This is a genomic window from Aeromonas sp. LsrichE-8G, assembly GCF_022869435.1.
Lineage (GTDB): Bacteria > Pseudomonadota > Gammaproteobacteria > Enterobacterales > Aeromonadaceae > Aeromonas > Aeromonas caviae.
Genome location: NZ_JALIHH010000007.1, coordinates 52635 through 69184 on the forward strand (window position 1 = coordinate 52635; position 16550 = coordinate 69184).

14 protein-coding genes, 1 tRNA gene and 1 pseudogene are annotated in these 16550 nt (G+C 62.5%); 6 read left to right on the forward strand and 10 right to left on the reverse strand.

Annotated elements, in window-relative coordinates:
- Window positions 1-67 precede the first annotated feature (67 nt).
- Both MUW49_RS02230 and MUW49_RS02235 read right to left on the reverse strand, forming a co-directional pair.
- On the reverse strand, window positions 68-1342 hold the full coding sequence (locus MUW49_RS02230; RefSeq protein WP_010673026.1) for a NupC/NupG family nucleoside CNT transporter: 1275 nt from the start codon (window positions 1340-1342) through the stop codon (window positions 68-70).
- 213 nt (window positions 1343-1555) lie between these two features.
- Window positions 1556-2344: a TatD family hydrolase gene (locus tag MUW49_RS02235; protein WP_052816277.1), complete on the reverse strand. Its 789-nt coding sequence runs from the start codon at window positions 2342-2344 to the stop codon at window positions 1556-1558.
- A 40-nt stretch (window positions 2345-2384) separates the two neighbouring features.
- Here MUW49_RS02235 and tppF point away from each other — a divergent pair, with 40 nt between their 5' ends.
- Window positions 2385-2999 carry a type IVa pilus pseudopilin TppF gene (tppF, locus tag MUW49_RS02240; RefSeq protein ID WP_029313748.1) on the forward strand — a complete coding sequence of 205 codons (615 nt, stop codon included), beginning with the start codon at window positions 2385-2387 and terminating at the stop codon, window positions 2997-2999.
- Here the strand turns inward: tppF and MUW49_RS02245 are convergent.
- The 4 genes from MUW49_RS02245 to amt form a co-directional block, all read right to left on the reverse strand.
- Complete coding sequence (locus MUW49_RS02245; protein WP_171864938.1) at window positions 2968-3138, reverse strand: DUF5363 family protein; 171 nt, start codon at window positions 3136-3138, stop codon at window positions 2968-2970. The genes tppF and MUW49_RS02245 overlap by 32 nt on opposite strands.
- A gap of 81 nt (window positions 3139-3219) precedes the next feature.
- Window positions 3220-3729 (reverse strand): GNAT family N-acetyltransferase, encoded by a 510-nt coding sequence (locus MUW49_RS02250; RefSeq protein WP_171864946.1) that lies wholly within the window; start codon window positions 3727-3729, stop codon window positions 3220-3222.
- Window positions 3730-3840: 111 nt separating this feature from the next.
- Window positions 3841-5193: a 23S rRNA (uracil(1939)-C(5))-methyltransferase RlmD gene (gene rlmD, locus MUW49_RS02255; protein WP_052816281.1), complete on the reverse strand. Its 1353-nt coding sequence runs from the start codon at window positions 5191-5193 to the stop codon at window positions 3841-3843.
- Between the two features lie 232 nt (window positions 5194-5425).
- Window positions 5426-6853, reverse strand: coding sequence for an ammonium transporter (gene amt, locus MUW49_RS02260; RefSeq protein ID WP_010673021.1), 1428 nt, complete (start codon window positions 6851-6853; stop codon window positions 5426-5428).
- A gap of 533 nt (window positions 6854-7386) precedes the next feature.
- Here amt and MUW49_RS02265 point away from each other — a divergent pair.
- Window positions 7387-7755: a VOC family protein gene (locus MUW49_RS02265; protein WP_043154157.1), complete on the forward strand. Its 369-nt coding sequence runs from the start codon at window positions 7387-7389 to the stop codon at window positions 7753-7755.
- A 233-nt stretch (window positions 7756-7988) separates the two neighbouring features.
- Here the strand turns inward: MUW49_RS02265 and MUW49_RS02270 are convergent.
- Window positions 7989-8073, reverse strand: a tRNA-Leu gene (locus tag MUW49_RS02270).
- Window positions 8074-8216: 143 nt separating this feature from the next.
- Between MUW49_RS02270 and MUW49_RS02275 the strand changes: the two genes are divergently transcribed.
- Entirely contained in the window at window positions 8217-8729 is a 513-nt protein-coding gene (locus MUW49_RS02275; protein WP_043154146.1) for an RDD family protein, read from the forward strand.
- A gap of 145 nt (window positions 8730-8874) precedes the next feature.
- On the opposite strand, the gene lptG is transcribed toward MUW49_RS02275, so the two are convergent.
- Both lptG and lptF read right to left on the reverse strand, forming a co-directional pair.
- Window positions 8875-9945 carry an LPS export ABC transporter permease LptG gene (gene lptG / locus MUW49_RS02280; protein WP_209793667.1) on the reverse strand — a complete coding sequence of 357 codons (1071 nt, stop codon included), beginning with the start codon at window positions 9943-9945 and terminating at the stop codon, window positions 8875-8877.
- A gap of 25 nt (window positions 9946-9970) precedes the next feature.
- The gene (gene lptF, locus MUW49_RS02285; RefSeq protein WP_216991593.1) at window positions 9971-11083 is read right to left on the reverse strand and encodes an LPS export ABC transporter permease LptF; all 1113 of its coding nucleotides are present in this window, start codon (window positions 11081-11083) and stop codon (window positions 9971-9973) included.
- Window positions 11084-11255: 172 nt separating this feature from the next.
- On the opposite strand from lptF, the gene pepA reads away from it, so the two are divergent.
- From pepA to MUW49_RS02300, 3 genes are all read left to right on the forward strand, one after another.
- Window positions 11256-12767, forward strand: a complete 1512-nt coding sequence (gene pepA / locus MUW49_RS02290; RefSeq protein ID WP_010672960.1) for a leucyl aminopeptidase — start codon at window positions 11256-11258, stop codon at window positions 12765-12767.
- Window positions 12768-12936: 169 nt separating this feature from the next.
- Complete coding sequence (locus tag MUW49_RS02295; RefSeq protein WP_010672959.1) at window positions 12937-13392, forward strand: DNA polymerase III subunit chi; 456 nt, start codon at window positions 12937-12939, stop codon at window positions 13390-13392.
- Window positions 13393-13457: 65 nt separating this feature from the next.
- Window positions 13458-16322 (forward strand): valine--tRNA ligase, encoded by a 2865-nt coding sequence (locus MUW49_RS02300; protein ID WP_143238110.1) that lies wholly within the window; start codon window positions 13458-13460, stop codon window positions 16320-16322.
- A gap of 105 nt (window positions 16323-16427) precedes the next feature.
- Here MUW49_RS02300 and MUW49_RS02305 read toward each other — a convergent pair.
- A pseudogene (locus MUW49_RS02305) lies at window positions 16428-16550 on the reverse strand (IS630 family transposase); the annotation flags it as partial.

Sequence of the window (16550 nt, forward strand, 5' to 3'; positions counted from 1 at the left end):
CACCCCAAACGAGAACGCCACAGCAAATCGCTGTGGCGTTCGTCTTTATCCTGTCAGTCAGGCGATGTTACATGCCGGACAGCGCCAGGAAGAAGCCTGCGATGGTCGCAGACATCAGGTTGGACAGGGAACCTGCCAGCACGGCCTTCAGACCGAACTTGGCGATGGTGCCGCGACGGTTCGGTGCCATGGAGCCCAGACCACCCAGCAGGATGGCGACGGAGGACAGGTTGGCGAAGCCGCACAGGGCGAAGGAGATGATCGCCTTGGTGTGCTCGGACATGGCCACACCGTTGATCAGCACTTCATCCTTCAGGTAGGGGGCAAAGTTCAGGTAAGCCACGAACTCGTTGACCACCAGCTTCTGACCGATGAAGGAACCGGCCACGACCGCTTCGCTCCAGGGCACGCCGATCAGGAAGGCCAGCGGGGAGAACAGCCAGCCCAGCAGCAGCTCCAGGGAGAGTTGCGGGTAACCGAACCAGCCGCCCACACCGGAGAAGATGCCGTTGATCATGGCGATGAGGCCGATGAAGGCCAGCAGCATGGCACCCACGTTCAGGGCCAGTTGCAGACCGGCGGAGGCACCGGCGGCGGCAGCGTCGATCACGTTGGCCGGCTTGTCGTCCAGCTCACCTTCTGCGGTGTTCTCGTCGTAGCTCGGGGTCTCGGTTTCCGGTACCAGCAACTTGGCGAACAGCAGACCACCCGGGGCAGCCATGAAGGAGGCGGCGATCAGGTATTCCATCTTGACGCCCATGGAGGCGTAACCGGCCAGCACGGAGCCGGCAACGGAAGCCAGACCACCACACATGACGGCGAACAGCTCGGAGTCAGTCATCTTGGAGATGAAGGGACGTACCACCAGCGGGGCTTCGGTCTGACCGACGAAGATGTTGGCAGTGGCGGAGAGGGATTCGGTACGGGAGGTGCCCAGCACCTTCTGCAGACCGCCGCCCAGCAGCTTGATCACCCACTGCATGATGCCGAGGTAGTAGAGTACCGCGATCAGGGAAGAGAAGAAGATGATGACGGGCAGGACGCGGAAGGCGAAGACGAAGCCACCGCCACCGAACACTTCGAACATCTTGTTGCCAACCAGACCACCGAACAGGAATTCGATGCCGTTCTGGCCATAACCGATGACGCTGGAGACGGCGTCGGACACGCCCACCAGGATGTCACGACCGACCGGCACGTAGAGCACGAAGGCCCCCAGACCGGCCTGGATGGCAAAGGCGCCACCTACGGTACGAATTTTGATTGCCTTGCGGTTGCTGGAGAACAGCACCGCAATAAGGATGAGCGTCGCCATCCCTACCAGACCCATTATCAGATTCATTATTAACACTTCCTCTTTAGTAGCACCTGCCAGCTTGTTAACGATTTGTGTATTGAAGCCGCTAATCAAGGGTGCGCATTATACTAATTACGGTGCGACAAAATAGAATACTGGTCACATTTTATAAGCCACAAACGGCCTGAACATCGTTTAATTAGACCGCAAACGATTTTTATGGGCCCTGTTTTTTATCACTCGGTCATCATTTGATAATCAAATGTTAATTTCATGATTTCCCGGGGGGAACAGCCGCCGGGTGGAGTCATGTAACACCGAAATAACATCCTCCAGCGGTTGCTGCCGCAATTGTGCCAACAAGCGGGCTATGGTCGGCAGGCTGGCCGGCGTGTTCACCTCCCCCTGCTGGCCTTGCAGCGGCATGTCGGGAGCGTCGGTTTCCAGCAGCAAGGCCTCCAGCGGCATCTGGCGTATCGCCTCCCGGGTCTTGTTGGCCCGCTCATAGCTGATGACCCCCCCGATCCCCAGCCTGAAACCCAGTTGCCAGAACACCTCCGCCTGATGCAGGGAGCCGCTGAAGGCGTGAATGACGCCCCCTTGTGGCGGAGTGAAGCGCCGCAGGATCTTGGCGACCGTGTCGTTGGCACGCACCGAGTGGACGATGAGGGGCAGCGCATGCGCCATGGCCAGCCGCACCTGCGCCTCGAACATCTCGACCTGCCCCTCCTGCGGCACATGGGAGCGCAGATCCAGCCCGCACTCCCCCACGGCCACCAGCCCACGGGGCCGACTCGCCAGCAGGGTCTCCAGCCGGGTCAGTACATCCCGGGGCTGCTTGCCCACATACCAGGGATGGATCCCCAGGCCATAACGGATGTCGTCGTGGCGCTCGGCCAGCGCCATCACCCGCCCCCAGTTTTCCTCTCCCACGGCGGGGATGATATACTCGCCCACCCCCAGCTGGCGCCACCGGGTCAGCAGCGCCTCCCGATCGGCGTCAAAGACCGGAAAATCGAGGTGGCAGTGGGTGTCTATCAATTCCATGTCGCGCTTACCTGTCTGTCGTACTCAATGGGTTCATTCCATGCCAACACACGTTTCCCGAGGCTTTACCCTGATAGAACTGGTGCTGGTCATCATCGTGCTGGGGATCCTGGCCGTGACCGCCCTGCCCCGCTTCATCAACATCCAGGACGACGGGCTCAAGAGCAGCGTCTCGGCCACGGCGGGCAGCTTTGCCAGTGCCGCCCGGCTCGCCCACGCCGGCTGGGCGGTCAAGGTTAAGGGGGAGCCCCTGGCACTCTACAACTTTAGCGGCATGGGCAGGCAGGATCTCGACATCAACAGCCATGGCTGGCCGGTGGGCACCAAGGAGGACCAGGGAGGTCAGGGGCCCGATACCGTCTTCCCCGGTGGCGACAGCGATCAGATCTCCGTCAGCAGCCGGGACGACTGCGAGAGCCTGTTTGGCGCCCTGCTCGATACCGATCTGACGGTGGCCGATGAGTTGCACCAGGATTCAGACAGTGACTACATCTCCCGGCTCATCCCGGCAGACGCTCAGGCTGACGGCGCCCTTCGTCACGACAACTGCCGCTATACCCTGCGCAGCTCCGTGGGCCGCTTCCCGGCATACCCCGACGGGCTCTCGTTCGACTACAACAGCGTCACTGGCGCCGTGACCCGCCAGTTCCAGTGAGGTCGTCGCCCTTGTCCGGGCGCTTCTCCTCTTCATCATGGCGTACCGGCGCGCAGCAGCGCCGGTTCTCCGGTGTGAGTCCCCACTCCTGGCACCAGGCATCGTAGCGAGCCAGCCAACGCAGCAATATCCCCTTCATGGGCGCCTCCTTGTCTCGATGGTTTCCCCACAAGCTTGCCCCAATCCAACTCCCCAGACCAGCATCTCGGGGCCAGCGGCGTCATGGCCTGTCCAGCGGCAGCAGCAGCCCCATGGAAATCTCGTCCACATAGCCCTCGTCCAGCCGATAGGCCTGCCGTCTCACCCCTTCCTCCACGAACCCGCACTTGCGATACAAGGCGTGGGCCACCTCGTTGTGGGCCATCACTCCCAGCTCCAGCCGGTGGATACCGAGATCCCTCGCGGTCGCGATCAGGGTACGCAGCAACCGTTCCCCCCATCCCTGCCCGCGCGCCCTCGAACACAGCCCCATCACCACCAGGGCACAGTGGCGGTTGCGTGCCAGGCCGCCACCAAGGAGCGCGGCAAACCCTTGCACCTCCCCCGCCAGCTCCAGCAGCCACATGGCCTGATTGGGGGCTGCGGCCATGGCCTCGAGCCGCCTGCGCTGCCCCTCGATGTCCGAGGGGCGCTCTCCCGCTTCATACAGCATGAAGCGGGTCTCCCTGTCCAGTTGCCCGAAGAAGTGATCCAGCACCGCCGCATCCTCCACCCCTGCCATACGAATCATCACGCCGATCTCCCTGCCTGGTGGTTCTGCCGACCACGACCATAAAAAAACGACTCCCTCAGGAGTCGTTTCTATCAGAGCCATCTGGCTAACGCCACGCCCTCGGCCCGATCAGGCTTTCGCTGACAGGCTCAGGCGAGCAACGGCTTCCACGTGCATGGAGTGCGGGAACATGTCCACCGGCTGCACCTCGTCCAGCACGAAGCCCTGCTTGACCAGCCAGGCGAGATCCCGGGCCAGGGTCTGGGGGTTGCAGGAGACATAGACCAGCCGGCGCGGCGCCATGGCCACCAGGGTCTGCAATACCGCCTTGTCACAGCCCTTGCGGGGCGGATCCATCACCACCACGTCGGCACTCACCCCGTCGGCATGCAGGGCAGGCATCAGCTGCTCCGCCTTGCCCACGTGGAACTCGGTCTGCTCGATGCCGTTGAGGGCCGCATTGCGACGGGCGTCGCTGATGGCACTCTCCACCGACTCAATCCCCACCACCTTGGCGGCCTTGCCTGCCAGGAACAGGGAGATGGTGCCGATGCCGCAATAGATGTCGAACACCGTCTCGCTGCCGGTCAGCTCGCAATACTCCAGCGCCTTGGAGTAGAGCACGTCGGTCTGGCTCGGGTTGTTCTGGAAGAAGGAGAGGGGCGAGATCTCGAATTCGAGCTCGTGGATCTTGTCGCGGATCACACCGCTGCCCAGCAGCACCCGGTTCTTGTCACCCAGGATGCGGTTGGTACGCACCTCGTTGATGTTCTGCACCAGGGTGGTGACCGGCAGATCCGCCAGGGCCGCCAGCAGCTCGGCTTCGAACGGCAGCGCTTCGCCCAGGGTCACCAGCACCACCATCAGCTCGCCGCTCTTGAAGCCCTTGCGGGTCATCAGGTTGCGCACGCAGCCGGTGTGGGCCACCTCGTCATAGGCCGCGATGTCGTGCTCGCGCATCCAGTTGCGTACCCGGGCGTTGAGCTCCACGTGCAGCGAATCCTGCACCGCGCAATCATCGGCGGTGATGAGGTCATGGGAGTGCTTGCGGTAGAAGCCGATCTCGGCGCCCGCCTCGCTGCCACGCACCGCGTACTGGGCCTTGTTGCGGTAGGCAAACGGCGTCTCCATGCCGAGGATGGGGTTGACCACGGCCTCACCCAGCCCGACCTGCTCCAGTGCGCTCTGCACCAGGCTCTGCTTGAGGGCAAGCTGGGCCGGATAGGCCAGCGGGCGCACCTGGCAGCCACCGCATTCGGTGTTGGGGCAAAAATCGGCCACCCGATCGGCAGAGGGCTGGGTCAACTCGACCAGCTTGCCGTGCAGGTAGTTCGGTTTGACCTCGGTCAACTCGACCAGCGCCTGCTCACCGGGCAGCAGACCCTCGACAAACAGGGGGCGATCGAACAGGCGACCCTTGCCATCCCCCTTGTCGGTCAGTTCCAGAATATCGATCTGATGTTGGTGTCCCACTAACGGCATGAGCGGCTCCGAAGGCATGAATAGAGAGGGTGACGACGGGGCAGACCCGGCGACCCCGAATAAAGGGTGGCAGAGTTTAGCGGAGATCCGCCCAAAATGCAGGCATAAAAGACCCTGCAAACACAAATAGCGACCCCGGCCACCAGCGGCCCGGTCCGGGCAGCCTGGCCAGCCCGCCCCAATAAAAAAACCGCCGGACGGGGCCGGCGGTATGACATTCATGGCAGCAGGATCAATGGCTGTAGGCTTTCTCGCCGTGGCTGGTCACGTCCAGCCCTTCGCGCTCGGCATCTTCCTTCACCCGCAGACCGATCAGCAGGTCCACCAGCTTGTAGGCCACGGCCGAGACCAGGGCGGTCCAGACCACGGTCACCCCCACGCCGATGACCTGTACCTTGACCTGGGCCAGGATGGAGTACCCCTCGGCCACCTGGTTGGTCACATAGTCCCACACCCCGGTGCCGCCCAGATCCGGGCTGGCGAACACCCCGGTCAGCACGGCACCCAGGATCCCGCACACCCCGTGCAGGCCGAACACGTCCAGGCTGTCATCGGCCCCCAGCAGACGCTTGAGACCGTGCACGCCCCACAGACCAGCCACACCGCTGAGCAGGCCGATGATGAGGGCGCCCCCCACACCGACGAAACCGGCGGCAGGGGTGATGGCGACCAGGCCCGCCACCGCACCGGACACGGCGCCAAGCAGGGAGGGACGGCCCTTCATCGCCCACTCGGCGAAGGTCCAGGAGAGGGCGGCAGCGGCCGGTGCGATCCAGGTGTTGGCGAAGGCCAGGGCCGCCGTGCCGTTGGCTTCGAGGGAGGAACCAGCGTTGAAGCCGAACCAGCCGAACCACAGCAAGGCGGCACCGATCATGGTCATGGTCAGGCTGTGGGGGGTCATGGGGTCACGGCCATAGCCAACCCGTTTGCCCACCATGAAGGCCCCAACCAGACCGGCCACCGCGGCGTTGATGTGCACCACTGTGCCGCCGGCGAAGTCCAGAGCGCCGTGCTGGAACAGATAGCCTGCGGTGGCACCGGCCGCTTCGGCGGCGGCCGCATCCGTGTAGGCATCCGGACCCGCCCAGTACCACACCATGTGCGCCATCGGGATATAGGCGAAGGTGAACCAGATCACCGCGAACAGCAGCACCGCCGAGAACTTCATCCGCTCGGCAAAGCCGCCGACGATGAGCCCGCAGGTGATGGCGGCAAAGGCGCCCTGGAACACCACGTAGATGAACTCGCTGATCCCGACCCCCTTGCTGAAGGTGGCGGCGATGGAATCCGGCGTCACCCCCATCAGCAGCACCTTGTCGAAGGAGCCGTAGAAGGCGCCGCCCTCGGTGAAGGCCAGGGAGTAGCCGTAGACCACCCAGAGGACGGTGATGAGGCAGAACAGGGTGAACACCTGCATCAGCACACTCAGCATGTTCTTGGCGCGCACCAGGCCGCCGTAGAAGAGGGCGAGGCCCGGCACGGACATCAGGATCACCAGGGCCGCCGCCACCATCAGCCAGGTATTGTCCCCCTTGTTGATGGTCACGGTCGCGGCCGCCTGTACCACATCGGCCTGCGCGGCCACCTCTTCGGCCCAGCCCGGGGCGGCCATGGTGGCGGCCAGCGCCAGCAGGCCAGTCATTACGAGTCTCTTGAACATACAGCCCTCTCCTTGTCGTCCCGGCATCCGGGTCCATTTCCTGATATGCATTTCCAACCTGGCCACCTGCCCACCGCACCTGTGTGGCTCACGGAGACATCATGGCGACATGACATGGGGAAAGCATAAAGCAGGCCAAGAAAAATAATCCTTTTATTTCATGGCGTTATGTTTTTATCACATTCAACACGCACCATCTTGGCGCACGATGCCCGGTTACAGGGGGAAAATCGCACTTTGGCTGTGCATTGCCGGGAAAATGCACCAGGATGACCCAACCACCTCACAATGACGGGGCGAACCCCTGGTGATGTCACCCTGGCAGGCTCACCTATCCCGCTAAGGTATTTATGAAATAAATGAAATGGGCCATACCATGGTGAAATCAAATGAGGCTGACGGCCAATATCCCCCCACCCGAGGGGCACAAGCACTTTAAGAGTGCAAACGCGCGCCATTCGTCTAGCCTGCCCCGAAATGCCCGGTCATACTGGCAAGCCATCTTCCCCTGTTCCCAGCGCCGCGAGGAGCCCATGCCCAATCTCAACGTGACCGAAATCAAGGCCTTCGTGCCTGCCCGGGATTTCACGCTGTCAAAGCAGTTCTATCAGGATCTCGGCTTTACCCTGGCCTCCGATGGCGACGGCGTGGCCTATTTTCATCTCGGCAACGCAAGCTTCCTGCTGCAGGATGGCAACCCCCCGGGGCTGGCCGAGCAGCTCATGATGCACCTCCTGGTAGAGGACGTGGCCGCCTGGCGGGCCCAAGTGGAGGCGAGCCAGATCGCCGCCCGCTACGGCGTCCGGGTCACGGAGCTCGTCACCCAGCCGTGGCGCATGAAGGAGTTCTGTCTGTACGACCCCTCAGGCGTGCTGTGGCGCATCGCGCAGAACATCGACTGAGGGGATGGCAGTCCGAGAGGCTGATGGCCCGAGAGCCTGTGGGTCTGAAGGTCTGAAGGTCTGAGGGTCTGAGGGTCTGAGGGTCTGAGGGTCTGAGGGTCTGTGGGTCTGTGGGTCTGTGGGTCTGTGGGTCTGTGGGTCTGTGGGTCTGTGGGTCTGTGGGTACACCTCTTAGCACCGCCCGGAAAAACAAAAGGCCATCCGCGAGGATGGCCTTTTGTCATGGAATCTGATGGTGCCCGGGGTCGGACTCGAACCGACACGTATTGCTACGGCGGATTTTGAATCCGCTGCGTCTACCGATTTCGCCACCCGGGCAGCTGCGAGGGATTATACGAATGGCGCTTGGCCATGCAAGGTGTTTTTCTTGCCCCCACCGTTGTTTGCTCATTTATTCAACGCCTTGCCGATGCCAGGCCAGTTACATAGAATGCCCGCATCATATTAATGGAATAATCATCATGGCCAAGCGCAAGACCCCCACCCCTCTCCAGCCTGCTCCCCGGCATCCGTCCGCCGGTCTGCTGCGCCGTCTCGGCGCCCTGCTCTATGACTATCTGGTGGTGATTGCCCTGCTGATCATCGCCGGCTTCATCGGCATGGGGGTGGCCCACCTGCTGCTGGCCACCGGCATGGCGAGCGTCCCCGAGGGCAAGGATGCCGCCTGGCTGCTCACCAGCCCCCTCTACAGCGCCTGGCTGGCCTTCGTCATCTGCGGTTTCTACACCTGGTTCTGGGTCCGCGCCGGCCAGACCATCGGCATGCGGGCCTGGCGCCTGCGCATCCAGAACCTGGACGGCAGCAATATTCGCGTCACCCAGGCCCTGATCCGGCTCGCCACCTCGGCCTTTGGCCTGGGCAACCTGCTGTGTGTGTTCAATCGCGCCCGCCCCCGCGCCTTCCAGGACATCTGGGCCGAGTGCGAGGTGGTGGTGCTCGGCAAGACGGAAAACCTGGAGCAACTCAATCGCTGATCCCAAGACGGCAACGAAAAAGGGCACCCCGAGGTGCCCTTTTTGTTGACCAGAACTGACTGCTTGCAGCCCAGAACCTTGACGGAAACGGTGCATCGAGAGCAATGGCCGCCTTTTGCCAGCGACGCCACCGCCCCTCAGACCGCTACTGCTTGCGGCTCAGGATGTAGAAGGAGATGCCGCCAAATAGCAGGCTGGGCGCGATGGCCGCCAGTATGGGGGGCACCGCATAGACCAGGCTGACGGGGCCGAATACCCGATCGCTGACGTAAACGGCGAAGCCGGTCATGATCCCCATCAGCATCCGCGCCCCCATGCTCACCGAGCGCAGCGGGCCGAAGATGAAGGAGGATGCGAGCAGTATCATGGCCACCACGGAGAGCGGCGACAGCAGCTTGCGCCACATCTCCAGCTTGTAACGACCGGCGTCCTGCTTGTTGGCGTCCAGATAGCCGATATAGTCCATCAGACCGGAGATGGGGAGGTTCTCGGGGTCTATGCTGACCACCCCGAGCTGCTTGGGAGTCAGCTCGGACTGCCACTCCATCTGGGCATGCTTTTCATCCAGGACTCGGGTGGGGTCGTCAAAGCGGGTGACATGCACCCCCTTGAGCAGCCAGTGATGCTGCTCGAACACCCCCTCCTGCGCCTGGACCACGTCGATCAGGTTGCGGGACGGCGTGAAGCGGTAGAGGGTGATGCCGGTCAGGGCGCCGTCGTTGCGCACCCCGTTGATGCTGACGAAGTTGTTGCCGTCGCGGGCCCAGACCCCATAGGCCGAGACGGTCAGCCGCCCTTCCGACATGGCGCCCGCCTTGATGTCGTCCGCCATCCGCTTGGCAGCCGGGGCCACGTACTCTCCCATCAGGCCCACCAGCAACATCAGGGGGATCGCCGTCTTGAGCGCCGCCATGACGATGCTGATCTTGGAGCGGCCCGCCGCCTGCATCACCACCAGTTCGGAGCTGGTCGCCAGCTGGCCCAGACCGATCAGGCCGCCCAGCAGGGCCGCCAGCGGGAAGAAGAGCACCGCCTCTTTCGGCATGGAGAGCAGCACGAAGTAGAGGGCATTGAGCATGTCGTAGTTGCCTTCCCCGACCGCCTTCAACTGCTCCACGTACTTGATGAGCGCCGCCAGCCCCACCAGGGTCAGCTCGCACAGCAGGATCGACATGAAGATGACCCTGCCTATGTATCTATCGAGAATGCCGAACATCAGCAGAAACTCCTAGGTTGCAGCATCATGCTGACTTTCTCCGGAAGAAGTGCCCCTTCATCCCGTTCCACCAGCTGGTGCCCTGCAGGTTGAGCGGCAGGCCGATCAGCAGCAGATAGACCAGGGGCACCAGGAACATGCCGGGCCAGTGGGGCAGACGCCCGCTGTCGATGGCCGACCGGGCGGCGCTGAGCAGCAGGAAGTAGGAGAGGTAGAGCAGAATGGCCGGCAGCAGCTTGGCGTAGCGCCCCTGACGGGGGTTGACCCGCGCCATCGGCACCACCAGGAAGGTGAGCACCAGGATGGAGAGCGGCAGCGACAGGCGCCACTGCAGCTCCGCCATCAGCTGGTTGTCCTGAGTGCCGAGCAGCGCCATGGTCGGCTTGGCCGCCGCCTTGCGGTTGGATCGCTCCATCTCCTGCTGGCGGATCACCAGGCTGTATTCGTCGAACTGGGAGATCTGGAACTGGCGGGTATTGAAGTGCCCCTCGTAGCGGGAACCGTCCTTCAGGGTGAGCCACTGCAGTCCGTTGTTGTCGACCGTGACCACCCCTTCCGTCGCCACCACCACCGAGGGCGGCGAGGTGCCTTCGGCCCGTTGCAGCACGAAGATCTTCTGCAACTCCGACCCCTTGTCGTTCAGATCCTGGATGTAGGCGACCAGCCGCCCCTTGTCGAGCTCCATGAAACGGCCGGCCTGCAGGAAGGAGATGCCCGGATCGGCCTTGAACTCGTCGATCACCTGGTACTCGCGCTCCTTGGCCTGGGGGGCGATCCAGCCGGTGTTGAACGCCGCGACGGCCGCCGTCAGCAGGGCCAGCACCATGGCGCTGCCCATGATGAAACGGTGGCTGAAGCCCACCGCATGCATCACCGTCATCTCGCTTTCCGCATACAAACGGCCGTGAGCAAACAGAATGGCTAAAAACAGACTGATAGGCAGCATCAACAGCGCCATATTCGGCAGGTTGAGCAGCAGCAGGGTGGAAACCAGGCGCGTCGGCACCTCGCCATCGGCGGCATCGCCGATGATCTGGATAAATTGCTGGCTGACGAAGATAAGCAGCAGCACGAAGAGCACCGCCAGCTGGGTTTTCAGGGTCTCCCTGAACAAATATCGGAAAACGATCACAGTCATTCCCAAGTAAACTTGTGTTTTTAGTCGAATGCCTGAAAAATAGGGCCCTATATTGGATTTTTACCAGTTTGAACTGCGGAGCCTGTGACTGTTCGCTCCGCCTCTGATACCCCAACAAGCACCGCATTATTCAATAAATGGTGCCTTTTGTCTTTAGGATGTAGGAGATTCCATGGAGTTCAGTGTAAAGAGTGGCAGTCCTGAGAAGCAACGCAGTGCCTGCGTCGTGGTCGGCGTTTTTGAGCCCCGCCGCCTCTCTCCGGTTGCCGAACAGCTGGACAAGATCAGCGACGGCTACCTCAGCTCGCTGCTGCGCCGTGGCGACCTGGAAGGGAAACCGGGCCAGATGCTGCTGCTGCATCAAGTACCGGGCGTGCTCAGCGAGCGCGTACTGCTGGTCGGGTGCGGCAAGGAGCGCGAACTCGACGAGCGCCAGTACAAGCAGATCATCAACAAGACCATCACCACCCTGAACGAAACCGGCTCCATGGAAGCGGTCTGCTTCCTGACCGAGCTGCACGTCAAGGGTCGGGATACCTACTGGAAGGTGCGTCAGGCGGTGGAAACCACCAAGGCGGGCCTCTACAGCTTCGATCAGTTCAAGACCAACAAGGCCGAACCGCGCCGTCCGCTGCGCAAGCTGGTCTTCAACGTGCCGACGCGTCGGGAACTGACCATAGGCGAGCGCGCCATCAATCACGGCCTGGCCGTGGCGAAAGGGGTGCGCATCTGCCGCGACGTGGCGAACATGCCGCCCAACGTCTGCAATCCCGCCTACCTCGCCTCCCAGGCCCGCCGTCTGGCGGATGCCTATGACAACATCACCACCAGGGTGGTGGGGGAGCAGGAGATGGCCGAGCTCGGCATGAACTCCTACCTGGCGGTGGCCCGTGGCTCCGAGAACGAAGCCATGATGGCCATCATCGAGTACAAGGGCAACGCCGACGCCAAGCCCATCGTGCTGGTGGGCAAGGGGCTGACCTTCGACTCCGGCGGCATCTCCATCAAGCCGGCAGACGGCATGGACGAGATGAAGTACGACATGGGTGGCGCCGCCTCCGTGCTCGGCACCATGCACGCCCTGGCCCAGTTGCAGCTGCCCATCAACGTCATCGGCGTGCTGGCGGGCTGTGAGAACATGCCGGGGGGCAACGCCTACCGCCCCGGTGACATCCTCACTACCATGTCCGGCCAGACCGTCGAGGTGCTCAACACCGACGCCGAAGGCCGCCTGGTGTTGTGCGATGCCCTCACCTATGTGGACCGCTACGATCCCGAGACCGTGATCGACGTGGCGACCCTGACCGGTGCCTGCATCATCGCCCTTGGCCACCATACTTCTGGCCTCTTGGCGAACCACAACCCCCTGGCCCACGAGCTGCTCAACGCCTCCGAACAGGCCGGCGATCGCGCCTGGCGCCTGCCCCTGTTCGACGAGTATCAGGAGCAGCTGGAAAGCCCGTTCGCAGACATGGCCAACATCGGTGGCCGTCCGGCCGGTACCATCACCGCCGCCGCCTTCCTGTCGCGCTTCACCAAGAAATACAACTGGGCCCACCTGGATATCGCAGGAACCGCCTGGAAGAGCGGCAAGGAGAAGGGCTCCACCGGCCGTCCTGTGCCCCTGCTGACCCAGTTCCTGCTCAACCGGGCCGGCGTGGCGGACGTCGAAGACAAGGAGTGATCCCCTTCCCCATCGACTCGAAGAGCGATGCGAGAAGGCGTTACCCTGTATCACAAGGAAGAGGCCTGCCTCTTCCTTGTTTCATTGAGAGAATCCGGGAAGTCCGTGCCAGACGCGGCTCCCGAAGACGGCCAATCGCTGTCCGTCACAGCCAAACGGGACCGACCTGATGAGCCAAGTGACCTTTTACCTGATGAGCCAGCCCGATGATGCGGATGCCTCCGCCGTCGAGCGCCTCGCCTGCCAGCTTGCGGCCGATGGCTGGAGCGCAGGCCACCTCTATCTGCTGTGCGAGGACGAGGCCCAGGCCCTGCGTCTGGACGAGCTGTTGTGGCAGTTGCCGCCCGATCGCTTCGTGCCGCACCAGTTGCAGGGGGAGAGCGGTCAGGCTCCGGTGGAGATAGGCCATCAGCCGCCACGGCGGCGCTATGCCTGCCTCATCAACCTGGCCCGGCAGACACCTTTGTTTGCAGGACACTTCGCTCAAGTGGTAGATTTTGTCCCCACTGACGAAACGCAAAAGCAGCAAGCCCGCGAGCGCTACAAGCACTATCGCCAGGCGGGCCATACCCTCGAGATGAGGGATCAGCCCGTCCTTGCCGCACCGGATCCGGCGCAGCCCTGACTGTGCCACCCTCGATCCACGACGAATCAACACCAGAATCCATCCATCCAGAATACGGCGAGACCATGGAAAAGACTTTTAATCACAACGCCATCGAACAGGCGCTCTACCAGCACTGGGAAGCCCAGGGTTACTTCAAGCCCCACGGCGACACCAGCAAAGACTCCTTCTGCATCATGATCCCGCCGCCGAACGTCACCGGCAGCCTGCACATGGGCCACGCCTTCCAGCAGACCCTGATGGACACCCTGATCCGCTACAACCGCATGCAGGGCAAGAACACCCTGTGGCAGGCGGGTACCGACCACGCCGGTATCGCCACCCAGATGGTGGTTGAGCGCAAGATCGCCGCAGAAGAGGGCAAGACCCGCCACGATTACGGCCGGGAAGCCTTCATCGACAAGATCTGGCAGTGGAAGGAAGAGTCCGGCGGCACCATCACCCGTCAGATGCGCCGTCTGGGTGACTCCGTGGACTGGGAGCGCGAGCGCTTCACCATGGATGAGGGCCTCTCCGCCGCCGTGCAGGAAGTGTTCGTCCGTCTCTACGAAGATGGCCTGATGTACCGCGGCAAGCGTCTGGTGAACTGGGATCCCAAGCTCAACACCGCCATCTCCGACCTGGAAGTGGAAAACCGCGAGATCAAGGGCCACATGTGGCACCTTCGCTACCCGCTGGCCAACGGCGCCAAGACCGCCGAAGGCCAGGATCACCTGATCGTCGCCACCACCCGCCCGGAAACCATGCTGGGTGATACCGCCGTGGCCGTGAACCCGGAAGACCCCCGCTACAAGGCGCTGATCGGCCAGCACATCCTGCTGCCGCTGGTGAATCGTCTGATCCCCATCGTCGCCGACGAACATGCCGACATGGAGAAGGGCACCGGCTGCGTGAAAATCACCCCGGCCCACGACTTCAACGACAACGAAGTGGGCAAGCGCCACAACCTGCCGATGATCAACATCTTCACCCTGGACGCCCACGTGCGTGCCGAGGCCGAAGTGGTCGATACCAATGGCAATCCCAGCACCGCCTATGACGCCGCCCTGCCGACCGAGTTCGCCGGGATGGAGCGCTTCGCCGCCCGCAAGGCCATCGTCGCCAAGCTGGACGAGCTGGGCCTCCTGGCCGAGATCAAGGATCACGTGCTGCAACAGCCTTACGGCGATCGCGGCGGCGTGCCCATCGAGCCCATGCTGACCGACCAGTGGTACGTGCGCGTGGCCCCCATGGCCAAGACCGCCATCGAGGCGGTGGAAGATGGCCGCATCCAGTTCGTGCCGAAGCAGTACGAAAACATGTACTTCTCCTGGATGCGCGACATTCAGGACTGGTGCGTCTCCCGTCAGCTGTGGTGGGGTCACCGCATCCCGGCTTGGTATGACGATGCCGGCAACGTCTACGTGGGCCGCAACGAAGAGGAAGTGCGCGCCAAGCACAGCATCCCGTCCGTGACCGTGCTGCGTCAGGACGAAGACGTGCTCGACACCTGGTTCAGCTCCGCCCTGTGGACCTTCTCCACCCTGGGCTGGCCGAACAACACCGAGGCACTCAAGACCTTCCACCCGACCGACGTGCTGATGAGCGGCTTCGACATCATCTTCTTCTGGATTGCCCGGATGATCATGATGACCATGCACTTCATCAAGGACGAGAACGGCCAGCCGCAAGTCCCGTTCAAGACCGTCTACATCACCGGCCTCATCCGTGACGAAGAAGGCCAGAAGATGTCCAAGTCCAAGGGCAACGTGCTGGACCCCCTCGACATGATCGACGGCATCTCCCTGGAAGACCTGCTGGAGAAGCGCACCGGCAACATGATGCAGCCGCAGATGGCCGAGAAGATCGCCAAGCGCACCGCCAAGCAGTTCCCGGAAGGGATCAATGCCCACGGCACCGACGCCCTGCGCTTCACCCTGGCGGCGCTCGCCTCCACCGGTCGTGACATCAACTGGGACATGAAGCGCCTGGATGGCTACAACAACTTCTGCAACAAGCTGTGGAACGCCTCCCGCTATGTGCTGATGAACACCGAAGATCAGGATTGCGGCTTCTCTTCGCAAGGGAATGGTGGCGAGATGCAGTTCAGCCTGGCGGATCGCTGGATCCAGTCCCAGCTGCAAGTGGCCATCCGAGACTTCCGCACCGCCCTCGATACCTACCGCTTCGATATCGCGGCAGGCGTCTTGTACGAATTTATCTGGAACCAGTTCTGTGACTGGTATCTGGAGCTGACCAAGCCGGTGCTGACCAAGGGTTCCGAGGCCGAGCAGCGCGCTGCCCGCCACACCCTCGTCAGTGTCCTCGAGACCCTGCTGCGCCTGGCACACCCGATCATCCCGTTCATCACCGAGACCATCTGGAAATCGGTCGCCCCGCTGGCCGGCGTGCACGCCGACACCATCATGATTCAGGCCTTCCCGGAATTCGACGCCGCCAAGGTGGACGACGCCGCGATGGCGGATCAGGAGTGGGTGAAGGAGTTCATCGTCAGCATCCGCAACATCCGCGCCGAGATGAACGTGGCCCCGAGCGTGCCCCTCAACGTGCTGCTCCAGTGCGATGCCAAGGATGCCCAGCGCGCCCAGGGCAACGAGGCCTTCCTCAAGTCGCTGGCCCGTCTGGAATCCATTCGCGTGCTTGGCGCAGGTGAAACCGCCCCGCTGTCGGTCAAGAAGCTGATCGGTGCCACCGAGCTGATGATCCCCATGGCCGGTCTCATCGACAAGGATGCCGAGCTGGCCCGTCTGGCCAAAGAGGTGGCCCGTCTGGTGGGCGAGTGCGGCCGCATCGAAGGCAAGCTCGGCAACGAGGCCTTCGTCGCCAAGGCGCCGGAAGCGGTCATCATCAAGGAGCGCGAGAAGCTGGAAGATTACCGTCTCCAGCTGACCAAGCTGGAAGCTCAGCAGGCCGAGATCGCCGCGCTCTAAGCCACAGCGCAACATGACAAGCCCCCGTTTATCGGGGGCTTTTTCATGTCAGGGGTTCAGTTCTCCCTCTTCTGCCCCGCAGTTTTATACCAATCGGATTAAACATTAGGTCAGTTTTATCCAATCTCGGCTACAAAGTGACATCACCCGCTCCACATCGGCAATAAAGTGCTTCCAGGCCGATGTGCAGGCATCAAGGATGTCGTCGTAATCCTTGAAGCTGCGATT

Excerpts from the sequence above, each read along its gene's own strand:
- MUW49_RS02295 (WP_010672959.1), top strand. The coding sequence starts at position 12,937 with ATGAGCCAAGTGACCTTTTACCTGATGAGCCAGCCCGATGATGCGGAT.
- MUW49_RS02275 (WP_043154146.1), top strand. The coding sequence starts at position 8,217 with ATGGCCAAGCGCAAGACCCCCACCCCTCTCCAGCCTGCTCCCCGGCAT.
- tppF (WP_029313748.1), top strand. The coding sequence starts at position 2,385 with ATGCCAACACACGTTTCCCGAGGCTTTACCCTGATAGAACTGGTGCTG.
- amt (WP_010673021.1), bottom strand. The coding sequence starts at position 6,853 with ATGTTCAAGAGACTCGTAATGACTGGCCTGCTGGCGCTGGCCGCCACC.
- MUW49_RS02265 (WP_043154157.1), top strand. The coding sequence starts at position 7,387 with ATGCCCAATCTCAACGTGACCGAAATCAAGGCCTTCGTGCCTGCCCGG.
- rlmD (WP_052816281.1), bottom strand. The coding sequence starts at position 5,193 with ATGCCGTTAGTGGGACACCAACATCAGATCGATATTCTGGAACTGACC.
- MUW49_RS02250 (WP_171864946.1), bottom strand. The coding sequence starts at position 3,729 with ATGATTCGTATGGCAGGGGTGGAGGATGCGGCGGTGCTGGATCACTTC.
- MUW49_RS02300 (WP_143238110.1), top strand. The coding sequence starts at position 13,458 with ATGGAAAAGACTTTTAATCACAACGCCATCGAACAGGCGCTCTACCAG.
- MUW49_RS02230 (WP_010673026.1), bottom strand. The coding sequence starts at position 1,342 with ATGAATCTGATAATGGGTCTGGTAGGGATGGCGACGCTCATCCTTATT.
- pepA (WP_010672960.1), top strand. The coding sequence starts at position 11,256 with ATGGAGTTCAGTGTAAAGAGTGGCAGTCCTGAGAAGCAACGCAGTGCC.
- lptG (WP_209793667.1), bottom strand. The coding sequence starts at position 9,945 with ATGTTCGGCATTCTCGATAGATACATAGGCAGGGTCATCTTCATGTCG.
- MUW49_RS02235 (WP_052816277.1), bottom strand. The coding sequence starts at position 2,344 with ATGGAATTGATAGACACCCACTGCCACCTCGATTTTCCGGTCTTTGAC.
- MUW49_RS02245 (WP_171864938.1), bottom strand. The coding sequence starts at position 3,138 with ATGAAGGGGATATTGCTGCGTTGGCTGGCTCGCTACGATGCCTGGTGC.
- lptF (WP_216991593.1), bottom strand. The coding sequence starts at position 11,083 with ATGACTGTGATCGTTTTCCGATATTTGTTCAGGGAGACCCTGAAAACC.